12 protein-coding genes are annotated in these 11,821 nt (G+C 67.3%); 4 read left to right on the top strand and 8 right to left on the bottom strand.

Going from position 1 to position 11,821, the window contains the following annotated elements; genetic code table 11:
• Window positions 1-49: 49 nt before the first annotated feature.
• Window positions 50-742, bottom strand: coding sequence for a hypothetical protein (locus J2T23_RS07985; RefSeq protein WP_141158559.1), 693 nt, complete (start codon window positions 740-742; stop codon window positions 50-52).
• 166 nt (window positions 743-908) lie between these two features.
• On the opposite strand from J2T23_RS07985, the gene J2T23_RS07980 reads away from it, so the two are divergent.
• The 3 genes from J2T23_RS07980 to J2T23_RS07970 are packed head-to-tail and all read left to right on the top strand — an operon-like array spanning window position 909 to window position 2,861.
• Window positions 909-1,835, top strand: a complete 927-nt coding sequence (locus J2T23_RS07980) for an iron-sulfur binding domain-containing protein (RefSeq protein ID WP_503128817.1) — start codon at window positions 909-911, stop codon at window positions 1,833-1,835.
• Window positions 1,836-1,893: 58 nt separating this feature from the next.
• Window positions 1,894-2,325, top strand: coding sequence for a DUF3592 domain-containing protein (locus tag J2T23_RS07975; RefSeq protein ID WP_141158561.1), 432 nt, complete (start codon window positions 1,894-1,896; stop codon window positions 2,323-2,325).
• 29 nt (window positions 2,326-2,354) lie between these two features.
• Entirely contained in the window at window positions 2,355-2,861 is a 507-nt protein-coding gene (locus J2T23_RS07970) for a hypothetical protein (protein WP_307358751.1), read from the top strand.
• On the opposite strand, the gene J2T23_RS07965 is transcribed toward J2T23_RS07970, so the two are convergent.
• The 7 genes from J2T23_RS07965 to J2T23_RS07935 all read right to left on the bottom strand — a co-directional run bounded on the left by J2T23_RS07965 (window position 2,858) and on the right by J2T23_RS07935 (window position 10,908).
• Window positions 2,858-3,031 (bottom strand): hypothetical protein, encoded by a 174-nt coding sequence (locus tag J2T23_RS07965; RefSeq protein ID WP_168223199.1) that lies wholly within the window; start codon window positions 3,029-3,031, stop codon window positions 2,858-2,860. The two genes, J2T23_RS07970 and J2T23_RS07965, sit on opposite strands and share 4 nt — an antisense overlap.
• Window positions 3,032-3,066: 35 nt before the next feature.
• Window positions 3,067-3,780: a dihydroxyacetone kinase phosphoryl donor subunit DhaM gene (gene dhaM / locus J2T23_RS07960; RefSeq protein ID WP_307358746.1), complete on the bottom strand. Its 714-nt coding sequence runs from the start codon at window positions 3,778-3,780 to the stop codon at window positions 3,067-3,069.
• Window positions 3,777-4,409: a dihydroxyacetone kinase subunit DhaL gene (dhaL, locus tag J2T23_RS07955; RefSeq protein ID WP_141158564.1), complete on the bottom strand. Its 633-nt coding sequence runs from the start codon at window positions 4,407-4,409 to the stop codon at window positions 3,777-3,779. The genes dhaM and dhaL overlap by 4 nt, the downstream gene beginning before the upstream one ends.
• A 2-nt stretch (window positions 4,410-4,411) precedes the next feature.
• On the bottom strand, window positions 4,412-5,413 hold the full coding sequence (gene dhaK, locus J2T23_RS07950) for a dihydroxyacetone kinase subunit DhaK (RefSeq protein ID WP_307358743.1): 1,002 nt from the start codon (window positions 5,411-5,413) through the stop codon (window positions 4,412-4,414).
• 248 nt (window positions 5,414-5,661) lie between these two features.
• On the bottom strand, window positions 5,662-6,171 hold the full coding sequence (locus tag J2T23_RS07945; protein ID WP_141158566.1) for an amino-acid N-acetyltransferase: 510 nt from the start codon (window positions 6,169-6,171) through the stop codon (window positions 5,662-5,664).
• Window positions 6,172-6,207: 36 nt separating this feature from the next.
• Window positions 6,208-8,328: a S9 family peptidase gene (locus tag J2T23_RS07940; protein ID WP_307358739.1), complete on the bottom strand. Its 2,121-nt coding sequence runs from the start codon at window positions 8,326-8,328 to the stop codon at window positions 6,208-6,210.
• 87 nt (window positions 8,329-8,415) lie between these two features.
• Window positions 8,416-10,908, bottom strand: coding sequence for an ATP-dependent Clp protease ATP-binding subunit (locus tag J2T23_RS07935; protein WP_141158568.1), 2,493 nt, complete (start codon window positions 10,906-10,908; stop codon window positions 8,416-8,418).
• A 272-nt stretch (window positions 10,909-11,180) separates the two neighbouring features.
• Between J2T23_RS07935 and J2T23_RS07930 the strand changes: the two genes are divergently transcribed.
• Window positions 11,181-11,798 carry a hypothetical protein gene (locus J2T23_RS07930; RefSeq protein WP_307358734.1) on the top strand — a complete coding sequence of 206 codons (618 nt, stop codon included), beginning with the start codon at window positions 11,181-11,183 and terminating at the stop codon, window positions 11,796-11,798.
• Window positions 11,799-11,821: the final 23 nt, after the last annotated feature.

Raw genomic sequence — 11,821 nt, 5'->3', positions numbered from 1 at the left:
TTATGAAGCCTGAAAGCGACAGTTACGTTGCAATCGATGAAGGGGCAGCTCAATTCAGCTGGAAGACGGCCTTGGGGCTGGCCCGCGAACCGAGTTTCGCGGTGAAGATGTAGTACGCCCCGCCGCCACCGGGGGCGGCGGCCACGGCTTTGCAGCCATCGGCGCTGCGGTTCCTGCCCCACGGAAAGTTGGCGGTTTCGCTGGCGCCCGGCGCAATCACCTTCACCAGGTCCTCGCTCGAAGCCTGGCAGTCCTTCGAAGAGAAGATCCGGTCAGCGCCGCTGGTGACCAGGAACTCCATCTGTGAGGTTCCGATGTTGACCTCGCAGGGGACGGTGCCGCCGTTGGTCACTTTCAGGGTGAGCAGCGGGTTTTCGCCCGGGCCGTAGGAGGGCTTGTCGGTGGCGGCCGTGACGGTCACCAGGTTCTGGTTGCAGGTGGGGGTCGGCGCCACAGTGGGCGTCGGTGAGGCGGATGGAGTTGCCGGGGCCGAAGCTGAGGGGGCGCCTGCCGAAGCCGCAGAGGCGGAATCGGTGGAGGAGGGCTGGGTGGATGAGGCCTGCTGCGAACCGCCGCGGAAGGCACCGGCGAGCGCGAAACCGCTGACCACCAGCACGATTGCAAGCAGGAGCGCGCCGCCGGCCGCCAGGCGCCGCCGCCGGTACACGGCGGCACTCGGTTTCCGGACGCTGCTGGAACCCGCTGCCGTGCCGCGAGCTGATGAATTGCCTTGCCTGCCCATCCTCCTAGGCTAGGGAAACCCACCGGATCTGCACTGCCACCACGCCGCCGCATCCGCATCGCTCTCGTCACAACCGGTTTGCCGCCCGCGCGAACCCATCCACTACAGTGTTGGCATCGACACTCAAACCTCCCCCATCACGCCTGCCCGGGCGGACAATGCAGAACTGGACCAGCTCCACCAACGGATCAACGGGTGGTTCGCCGGCATTGCCCGCGATTTGCCCTGGCGTGAACCCGGCTGCTCCCCGTGGGGCGTCCTGGTCAGCGAGATCATGCTGCAGCAAACCCCGGTGGTCCGGGTCCTCCCCGTGTGGCAGGAGTGGCTCAAGCGTTGGCCCACCCCCGCCGGGCTGGCGGGCGAACCGGCAGGGGAAGCCGTCCGTTCCTGGGGCCGGCTGGGCTACCCCCGCCGGGCGCTGCGGCTGCACGCCGCAGCGGCCGCGATCGTGCAGGACCACGGCGGCAGGGTCCCGGACACCCACGCCGAGCTGCTGGACCTTCCCGGGGTGGGCAGCTACACGGCCGCCGCGGTGGCAGCGTTCGCGTACGGCCGCCGGGAAACGGTGGTGGACACCAACATCCGCAGGGTGCACGCCCGGCTGGTGTCCGGCGTCGCACTGCCCGCCCCTGCACTGACGGCGGCGGAGATGCGCCTGGCCGCTGCCCTGCTGCCGGACGATGACGATACCTCCGTGCGCTGGAACGCCGCGGTGATGGAACTTGGGGCCTTGGTGTGCACCGCCCGGGCGCCGAAGTGCGCCGCCTGCCCGGTCAAGGACTCCTGCGCCTGGCTGGCGGCGGGTGAGCCTCCGCCGTCGTACGTTCCCAAGGGGCAGGCATGGCACGGCACCGACCGCCAGGTCCGCGGCGCCGTGCTGGCCGTGCTCCGGCTGGCGGAATCGCCGGTGCCGCCCGACATGTTCCAGCGTGAACCCGCCGACCTTGGCTTCGCCCCCGAAGGGATCGGCGTGCCGCTGGCCGCGCTGCACCGGCTCAACTCCGCGCCTGAACAGCTGGAACGGGCGCTGGCGGGGCTGCTGGCGGACGGGCTGGCGGAGATGCACGACGGCGGTTACCAGCTTCCAGCCTGACCCGCCGGGGTGCCCGCCCGGGATGGCATACTTCTTGGTGACCGGAACCGGGGGAAACGTGAAGACCATTCTGTACATCGTGTGGGCGCTGTTCGTTGCCGGCGTGGTATTTTCGCTGCTCTACGCGGCCCGCAGGACCAGGCGCCAGCAACAGCAAATGGCGTCCTGGCCGAAGGCGCAGGCAACGGTCACCGGCAGCGCCACCGGCTGGACCAGCGGCATTGGCGGCGCCAGCAGGAACCTCCGCCACTTCCCCACGTACCAGTTCACGGACCCGCGCGGCACCCTCTTCATGGGCAAGTCGGAGATATCCGGGGTGCAGCCGCCTGTGCCGGGCGCTCTGATCGAGGTGGCCTACAACCCGGCGGATCCCAATGAGTCACTCCAAGTGTCATCGGAGCCACGTACCGCCACGGGGTGCCTGATCGCGTTTTTCGCCGTCTTCGCGGTGGCGTCGTTCTGGTTTATCGGCATTTTCCCGATGGGCTGAGTGTCCCGCCGGGGCGGTAGCCTGAAGGCATGCACAAGCCGGGACTGCTGGTGGCATTGGGGGTGGCTGCGGCGCTCCTTTCCGCCTGCGGGCCGGCCGGCAGCGCCTGCCCGGCGATTGCGCAGGCTACCGCCGTGACCGTGACAGTCACCGCCGGCTACTCCTCCCAGGTGCGCACGTTGCACCTGCGGGCCTGCCAGGACGGCACCTGCAAGGAGTCCGACGCCGAACTGCGCGCCGGCAGCTCCTCCGTGGGTCAAGGGTGCACCGAAGAGGGTGCCTGTTCGGCCACCGCATCTCCGGACGGAACCAAGGTGGCAACGCTGATGCTGGAGACGCTTACGGAATCACCCATGGTGGTGACCGCTTCCGGCACGGCTTCCGACGGGACGGCGCTGGCCGTCCGCACCCTGGAGTTCCGTCCGCAGGCGCTGTATCCATTCGGTGAGCAGTGCGGAAAGTTCCTGTCGGCTTCCCTCACGCTGGACGGCGGCGGGCTGCACCAGCAGCCCGTACCCCAAAAGCCGCCGGGCTAGAAAAGCGCCGGCTGGGTGAAGGTATCGCCCTCGGGGTTTCCGGGCAGCGGTCCTCCGGCCACCGGCTCAGCGCTCCAGTCGAAGCCGAGTTCGGCGAGCAGTTCCTCCACGGAGGCCTGGCCGTCCAGCACTTCGATTTCCTGGGAGTTTTCTGCGAGCGGCCGTTCCATGGCATCGAGCTTATTCGCAGGAACCGTTTGGCGGCTCAGGGCTCGCCGAAGCCGGCCTCCACCAGGCCCCCGACATACTCCACGGCCTTTTCCGCGTCGGCGCCCCAGGCTTCAACGTGCAGCACCGTACCCTTGCCTGCCCCGAGCGTCATCAGGCCGGTCATGGACGCTCCGTCCACCCCGTTGATGGTGACCTCAGCGTCAAGGGAGGCCAGGCCGCCTGCCACTTTCGCGGCGGGCCGGGCGTGCATGCCTGCCTGGTTGACCAGTTCGAAATCGCCGGTGAAGTCAGGGGCGGCGCTGGTGGGAGATTCAAGGTGGTCCGTTCCGCCGGCGGACGGTGCCGGCTGGCCGGCGGGGATCCCCGCGCCTTCGGCCGCCTTCCGGACCGCCTGCACATCTGCTCCACCCTGCGCGGCGACGGCCGCGGCCACCAGTCCTTCCACCAGTGGTGCGTCGGCGAGCAGGACGCCCGCGGGGTTCTCCAAAAACTCGAGGGCCGATTCCGCGGTCATCACTGCTGATCCCAGGTCCGTGAGCACGACGGTGCCCTCCGCACCAGCCCCTGCCGCCTGCCCACTGGCTGCTTCCAGGGCGGCGAGGACCTTCTCCAGGCTGGTGCCGATCCTGCCATCATCGGTGCCGCCGGCTGGCAGGATCACCACGTCCGGTGCCATTTGGGCGGCCAGTTCCACGGCGCCGTCGGCAATCTTTGCGCTATGGGACACCACCACGATGCTTACGGTCACGCAGCTGCCCCAACGGCCGCGCGCAGGATCAAAGCGCTGGAGGCTGCCCCGGGGTCCCGGTGGCCAGCGCTGCGTTCGCCAAGGTAGCTGGCGCGGCCTTTCCGCGCCACCATGGGGTCGGTGGCCACCGCCCCTGCCTCGGCAGCCTCAGCGGCGGCCACCAGGACGCCCAGAACATCCGTACTGCCGCCGTCGGCTGCCGCGCGGGCAGCATCAACCGCCGGCGTCCACGCATCCACCATGGTCTTGTCCCCGGACTCAGCCTTGCCGCGCGCCACGATCCCGTCCCGGGCCGCTGCCAGGGCGCCTGCCCAGGCGGAGGCATCGATTTCTGCGGAATCACCCAGGGCGGTGGCAGCGCGAAGGAACGCGGTCCCGTAAAGGGGGCCGGCGGCACCGCCTACCTTCGACATCAGGGTCATGGCGGTCATCTTCAGCGCGGCCCCGGGCGTCTCGGGCGTCGATTCGCCCAGTTTGGCAAGGACCGCCTGGAAGCCGCGGTCCATGTTCTCGCCGTGGTCAGAGTCCCCGATGGCGCGGTCCAGCTCGATGAGTTCGACGCGGTGTTCAGCCATGGCCTGCGCGCACAGCGTCAGCCACTTCACGGCCCAGTTTGCATCAAGCACCACGGCTACACGCCCCAGCGCAGGGCGGCGGTGTGCACGGGGGCGTCCCAGAGTTCCGTGAGCTCGTCGTCGAGCCGGAGGACCGAGATGGAGCAGCCCTGCATCTCCAGTGCGGTGATGTAGTTGCCCACCAGTGTCCGTTCCACGGTGGCGCCCGCGTCAGCCAGGACCTGCACTGCCCGCCGGTACACGATGTACAACTCGCTCAGCGGCGTGCCGCCCATGCCGTTGACGAAAAGCAGGACCTTGTCCCCGGAACTGATCTTGAGGTCGGCCAGCACGGGTTCCAGCAGGCGGTTGGTGATGCTGTCGGCGTCTTCCATGGGAATCCGGTGCCGGCCGGGTTCGCCGTGGATACCGATCCCAATTTCGATCTCGTCGTCGGCGAGGTCGAAACTTGGCGTGCCCGCGTGCGGCACCGTGCAGGCCGACAGTGCGACGCCCATGGTCCTGACGTTGGCGTTGACCCGTTCGCCGATGGCGGCCACCGCGTCCAGGCCGTCGCCACGCTCGGCGGCAGCACCGGCAATCTTCTCCACGAGGACGGTGCCGCCCACCCCTCGGCGGCCGGCGGTGTACAGCGAGTCCTCCACCGCGACGTCGTCGTTGACCAGTACGGTCCGGACGCTCACCCCCTCAGCCTCGGCCAGCTCGGCCGCCGTCTCGAAATTCAGGACGTCCCCGGTGTAGTTCTTGACGATATGCACGACGCCGGCACCTGAGTTGACGGCGAGGGTGGCGGGAAGGATCTGGTCCGGGGTAGGTGAGGTGAACACAGCCCCGGGCACCGCGGCGTCGAGCATTCCCCGTCCCACGTAACCGGCATGCAGTGGCTCGTGCCCGCTGCCTCCGCCTGAAACCAGCCCCACCTTGCCGTCCACTGGCGCGTCCTTGCGCGTGATGTAGATGGGGTCTTCACTGACGGTGACCAGTCCGGCATGCGCCAGGCCGAAGCCCTGCACAGATTCCTGGACGACGGATTTTGGATCGTTGATGAGTTTCTTCATGGCGGTGCTCCTGGCTGTGCTCCTGAAGGATGTGTCTCCGACCCTACTACCGGCATCACGGCTGGCGGTAGGTTCCTCCGGTCCCGGTTTTCCGGCCGCCCGCCAGGGCAACCGGTCCGGACGCAGCAAAGGGACAGCCCCCAATGACTGTCCCTTTCCTGAGGCCCCCCACATACCGGCCTCCAGAAGTTTATCCATCAATTCGAATAAAGCAAACAGGCGTTTGCCCTGGTGGAAGACCCTGCTTCCTAGAGGGTGCGGATCATCCGGGTGTTGCCAAGGGTGTTGGGCTTGACCCGCGCCAGGTCGAGGAATTCTGCCACACCTTCGTCATGCGAACGCAGGAGCTCCGAATACACTTCCGGGTCCACGGCGGACTGGTCCGCCATCACCTCGAAGCCGTGGCGCTTGAAGAAGTCCACCTCGAAGGTCAGGCAGAAGACCCGGGACACCCCGAGGGCCCGGGCCTCCTCCAGCAGGCTTTCCACCAGGACGTGCCCCACTCCCTTGCCGCGCCACTGCCCGGACGCGGCAAGGGTTCGGATTTCGGCGAGGTCCTCCCACATGACATGCAGGGCCCCGCAGCCGATCATTTCGCCGTCGCTGGACTCAGCGATGCGGAACTCCTGCAGGCTCTCGTAGTACGCCACCGTCTCCTTCGCCATAAGGATGCGCTCCTCGGCCAGGGGAGCCACAAGCTTCTTGATGGCGTGGACGTCGCTGGTGCGTGCTGGGCGGATGTGGAAGGAGTCGGTCACTAGGCAATCCTACGAGGCGCAGGAGCGGCCGGGAGCCTACAGCCCCAGTTCCGCGGGCAGCTCGAGCTCCTGGCCCAGGACGTTCTTTGCCAGGAACCACTCCACCACCTGGTACCAGACCTTGGCGTGCTGGGGCTGGAGGACCCAGTGGTTTTCGTCCGGAAAGTAGAGGAACCGGTGCGGGGTCTGCCCGTCCTGGTCCGCTGCCAGCCGGGACTTGGACAGGAGCTCGTACCAGAGCCGCAGGCCTTCCCCGATGGGCACGCGGTAGTCCTTGTCGCCGTGGATCACCAGCATGGGCGAACTGATCTTCTCCGCGTGCAGGTGCGGTGAATTCTCCAGCGCCATCTCTTCGGTCATTTCCTTCAGCCAATACTGCGAGGCATCCGTTGTGGGTCCAAACTGGTCCAGCGCCCACAGGCTGGCGTGGGTGACCACGGCTTTGAACCGGTCCGTGTTCCCCGCCACCCAGTTGGCCATGTACCCGCCGAAGGAGCCTCCCATCGCAGCGGTCCGGGCTTCATCGATGTCCGGCCGTTCCACTGCGGCGTCCGTGACGGCCATGAGGTCCGTGAACGGCGCCTTGCCCCAGGCTCCCCAGCCGCGCTGGATGAAGGCCTGGCCGTAGCCCGTGGACAGTGCCGGGTCCGGCAGCAGCACCGCGTAGCCCTTTGCCGCCAGGAGCCACGGGTTCCACCGCCAGGTCCAGGCGTTCCAGGATCCCAGCGGGCCGCCGTGGATCCAGAGCAGCATCGGCGCGGGCGCCTCTGCTGATGCGCCCTCAGGCAGTGCCAGGTAGGCCGGAACCCGGGAGCCGTCCGGAGCCGTGGCGGCAATCCGCTCCAGCCGGCCCGGGCGGGACGGCCGTTCGGCCGGTGCAGGCAGGCGGGTGGTTTCCCCGGTGGCCACGTCGATCCGCACGGCTTCGGGCGGGAATTCGTACGAGCTGCGCAGGGCGTAGGCATAACGGCCATCCGGGGAGACTACGACGTCGGAGTATGCCGCAGCGTCCTGCGTCACCCGGGCGATGCCCACCCCAGCCGCAGCCGCCGGAACGCTGACCCGGAAAACCGGCGACGCGCCGTCGTCGTCGGCTGTGACCAGGAGGGCGGACCCGTCTGGAAGCCATGCTGCCGGTTTGGGCCAGCGGTCCCAATCGTGGGCAAGGGGCTGGAGGCCGCCGGGCTCCCCCGCTCCGCCGGAGACGTCCAGGAGGTGCATCCTGATCTCTGGAGCCTGTTGCGGGGTGGAGTCGCTTTCGCTGAGCACCACCAGGGTCTTGCCGTCCGGGCTGACCGGACCCGGGAAATAGCTCATGCCCTCCTGGTCCAGGAGCACCTTGAGGCTTCCCGATGCCACATCCACCGCCACCAGGACGGAGCGGCTGTCCGCCCTGGCGAGGGGTCTGGTATAGCTGCTGTAGACGGTCTTCCCGTCCGGGCTGACCACTGTCTCAGCTTCCCTCAGCCGCGGGCCGGCAGCGGGCGTAAGGTTGCGCAGGACCAGGGGCGCAGTGGCGTCAACGGTTTTGGGCTTCCCTTGCTCCTTTTCTTCGCCGGTTTCCACGGCGAAGATCCGCGGCTGGCCGGGACCCAGGTCGGCGTCCCAGTATCGCACCGGGTACTCGCTGTGCAGGATGGCCGAAACCTTTTTGTCCTTGCGGGATTTGCGCCGTTCGGCGTCGTCCTCCTCATCCGCGGAACCTGCCAGGACCTCGGCGGCCACGAATGCCGCATCAGCGTTCCTGGCGGTCATCACCTTCCCGACGCCGCCGGGCCGGCTGAGGACCACCCTTGCTTCCCCGCCGTCTGCCGGAAGGAGCCAGAGGGCATTGACCGGCTCTTCATCCGGGCTGTCCGGATCGGGCCGCGCGGACGTGAAGTAGACATCGCCGTTCGCGGCGAACGCCGCGCCAGCCTCGCCCTTGGCACTGCGGGTGATGCGCCGGGCATGCTTTTGCCCCGCCGGGTCCAGCTCCCACAGCGCACTGGCATATTCGGTGCCCTTGCCGTTCAGGGTACTGACGGTGGTCACCAGCCGGGAGCCGTCGGGACTCAGGGCAAGGCCGCTTACCCGCGGAATGGACAGGTAGTGGTCGAGGTCGTGGAAGGGGGTCAGTGGTTGCTCGTCCGGGATCGCCGGATTCTGATTAGCCATGCCCCGATTCAACATGGTTTGTGCCGCCGATCACAATGCGGAAGCCCCGCCGCTCCTTGCGGAGCAGCGGGGCTTGCGTTGTGGAACTTAGACGCTCGGGGCGATTTCCGGGATGCGCGGCTTGGCGTTGCCGGCGAAGGTGAACTTCGCGTCGTCGCCTTCGCCTTCGACATCCACCACGACGATGTCGCCGGTGTGGATCTCGCCGAAGAGGATCTTCTCGGAGAGCTGGTCCTCGATCTCGCGCTGGATGGTGCGGCGCAGCGGCCGGGCACCCATGGCGGGATCGTAGCCGCGGGTTGCCAGGAGCACCTTGGCGGCCTTGGTGAGCTCGATGCCCATGTCCTTGTCCTTGAGGCGCTTCTCCAGGCGGGTCACGAACAGGTCCACGATCTCGATGATCTCGTCCTGGGTGAGCTGCGGGAACACCACGACGTCGTCAACACGGTTCAGGAACTCGGGGCGGAAGTGCTGTTTGAGTTCCTCCGTGACGCGGGCACGCATGCGGTTGTAGCCGGTCTGCGTGTCGGTGCCGGACTGGAAGCCGGTGGCAACGCTCTTGGAGATGTCCCGGGTACCCAGGTTGGTGGTCATGATGATCACGGTGTTCTTGAAGTCCACCACGCGGCCCTGGGAGTCGGTCAGGCGGCCGTCTTCCAGGATCTGCAGCAGCGAGTTGAAGAGGTCCGCGTGGGCCTTCTCAACCTCGTCGAACAGCACCACGGAGAACGGACGGCGGCGGACCTTCTCGGTCAGCTGGCCACCCTCTTCGTAGCCCACATAGCCCGGAGGGGCACCGAAGAGCCGCGAAACGGTGTGCTTCTCGGAGTACTCGGACATGTCCAGCGTGATGAGGGCGTCCTCTTCACCGAACAGGAACTCGGCGAGTGCCTTGGCGAGCTCGGTCTTGCCGACGCCGGTGGGGCCGGCGAAGATGAACGAGCCACCGGGGCGCTTGGGGTCCTTGAGCCCTGCACGGGTACGGCGGATAGCCTGGGACAGTGCCTTGATGGCCTCGTCCTGGCCGACGACGCGCTTGTGCAGTTCATCTTCCATCTTGAGCAGGCGCGAGGACTCTTCCTCGGTCAACTTGAAGACGGGGATGCCGGTGGAGTTGGCCAGCACCTCGGCGATGAGATCCTCATCCACCTCGGAGATGTCATCCATGCCGCCGGACTTCCAGTGGCGTTCCTTCTCCGCGCGCTCGGAGATCATCTTCTGTTCCTTATCGCGGAGCGAAGCGGCGCCTTCGAAGTCCTGCGCGTCGATGGCGGATTCCTTCTCCATCTTCAGCTTGGCGATGCGCTCGTCCATGGCCTTGAGCTCCGGCGGAGCGGTCATGCGGCGGATGCGCAGCCGGGCGCCGGCCTCGTCGATCAGGTCGATGGCCTTGTCCGGAAGGAAGCGGTCCGAGATGTAGCGCTCGGCCAGGCTTGCAGCGGAGGCCAGGGCGCCGTCGGTGATGGTGACGCGGTGGTGTGCCTCGTACCGGTCACGCAGGCCCTTGAGGATCTCGATGGCATGCGCCACGGAGGGTTCCTTGACCTGGATCGGCTGGAAGCGGCGCTCCAGGGCAGCGTCCTTCTCGATGTGCTTGCGGTACTCATCCAGCGTCGTGGCACCGATGGTCTGCAGCTCGCCGCGGGCCAGCATGGGCTTGAGGATCGAGGCTGCGTCGATGGCGCCTTCGGCGGCACCCGCACCCACCAGGGTGTGGATCTCGTCAATGAACAGGATGATGTCGCCGCGGGTGCGGATCTCCTTGAGGACCTTCTTCAGGCGCTCTTCGAAGTCACCGCGGTAGCGGGAGCCTGCCACCAGGGAGCCAAGGTCCAGGGTGTACAGCTGCTTGTCACGGATGGTCTCCGGAACGTCGCCGCGGACAATCGCCTGGGCCAAGCCTTCGACGACGGCCGTCTTGCCGACGCCGGGCTCGCCGATGAGGACTGGATTGTTCTTGGTACGGCGGGAAAGGACCTGCATGACGCGTTCCATTTCCTGCTCGCGGCCGATGACCGGGTCCAGCTTGTTCTCGCGCGCAGCCTGGGTCAGGTTGCGGCCAAACTGGTCCAGGACCACGGACCCGGCGGGAGCGCCCTCGGGCTGTCCGCCGCCGACGCCTGCGCCGGTGGTTTCCTTGCCCTGGTAGCCGGAGAGGAGCTGGATGACCTGCTGGCGGACCCGGTTGAGGTCGGCGCCGAGCTTGACCAGCACCTGCGCGGCAACGCCTTCACCCTCGCGGATGAGGCCGAGCAGGATGTGCTCCGTGCCGATGTAGTTGTGGCCCAGCTGGAGGGCTTCGCGCAGCGAGAGCTCCAGTACCTTCTTGGCACGGGGGGTGAAGGGGATGTGGCCGGAGGGAGCCTGCTGGCCCTGCCCGATGATCTCCTGCACCTGCTCGCGAACGCCGTCGAGCGAAATGCTCAAGGACTCAAGAGCTTTGGCGGCAACGCCCTCACCCTCATGGATCAGACCCAAGAGGATGTGTTCGGTACCGATGTAATTGTGGTTCAGCATGCGTGCCTCTTCTTGGGCAAGCACAACTACGCGACGGGCACGGTCCGTAAATCGCTCAAACATTTCGCCACACTCCTAGCTACGACGTACTTTGATGCTACGTGGCCGCCCCTGTGTTGTGGAGCGTGTTCGCCACAGGGGAAACATGGGTCGTCCGGGAATATTGCCGCGCCGCCTTCCACGGACTCCGGCGGCCGGGCATCAGCGGACAAACGAGCCCTCCAGGCAGCCCTTGTCCCACGCCGGGTGATGGGCCATTCTTGGCCCTAATGGCTGCCTTAAACGCTCCAGCGGGAGCAACAAGGGCAGCGTGAATCAGCGGGAAGGGCGGGAAGATGTCGCAGGTGGACCTGGAACGCGTCAGGCGCCCGGCGGGGGTTGCCCTCGCCGCGGGTGCGGTTTGGCTGGCCGGCATCAGCCCGGTGCCGGGGGTATACCTGGAGCCCGACGCTGCGCGGCGGCTCGACATGCTCCGTAAAGGGCATCGCTGGTGGGTGGCCGGACAACATGTGGCCGCAGCGGGGACGGCTGCCATGCCCGCGGCGTTTGCCCGGCTGGCCCTGGCCCTCCCGCCCGGAAGGAGCAGGGCACTCGCTGGCACAGCCGCCGTCACACTTGCCGCCGGGGCTCCGTTTTTTGTGTCCGAACTTGCAATGCGTGCGTCGGACCTGGAGCGCTTCGCGGCGCGCCGCTTCCCGGCGTGGCCGTTCTACGCCTATGCGTGGCTGCATGTGCTCGCGCTCGGGTCCCTGTCCGGCACCCTGGCAACCTTGCCGCACCGGAAAAAGGAAGCGGCAGCGCTGGCCCTCGCCAGTGCCGGGTGTGGAGTGGTACTGGCGAAAACAGGTGATATTCCGCCTTTCGTTTTCTATGTCGCCGAGCAGTTTGCTGCCGGCAGCCTGCTGCGCCGTGGATCACGCAGCGGTGAATCCCCGGCCGGGGCGCGGGAGTAATTACGCCCGTACCGCTAAATACC

The organism is Pseudarthrobacter niigatensis (assembly GCF_030812615.1).
Classification (GTDB): domain Bacteria; phylum Actinomycetota; class Actinomycetes; order Actinomycetales; family Micrococcaceae; genus Arthrobacter; species Arthrobacter niigatensis.
Note: the sequence above shows the minus strand (reverse complement) of the source record. Positions and strands in the feature narration are given on the sequence as shown.

Coding starts and splice junctions, on each gene's coding strand:
- J2T23_RS07985 (WP_141158559.1), bottom strand. CDS start 742: ATGGGCAGGCAAGGCAATTCATCAGCTCGCGGCACGGCAGCGGGTTCC.
- J2T23_RS07970 (WP_307358751.1), top strand. CDS start 2,355: ATGCACAAGCCGGGACTGCTGGTGGCATTGGGGGTGGCTGCGGCGCTC.
- J2T23_RS07965 (WP_168223199.1), bottom strand. CDS start 3,031: ATGGAACGGCCGCTCGCAGAAAACTCCCAGGAAATCGAAGTGCTGGAC.
- dhaK (WP_307358743.1), bottom strand. CDS start 5,413: ATGAAGAAACTCATCAACGATCCAAAATCCGTCGTCCAGGAATCTGTG.
- J2T23_RS07940 (WP_307358739.1), bottom strand. CDS start 8,328: ATGGCTAATCAGAATCCGGCGATCCCGGACGAGCAACCACTGACCCCC.
- J2T23_RS07935 (WP_141158568.1), bottom strand. CDS start 10,908: ATGTTTGAGCGATTTACGGACCGTGCCCGTCGCGTAGTTGTGCTTGCC.
- J2T23_RS07930 (WP_307358734.1), top strand. CDS start 11,181: ATGTCGCAGGTGGACCTGGAACGCGTCAGGCGCCCGGCGGGGGTTGCC.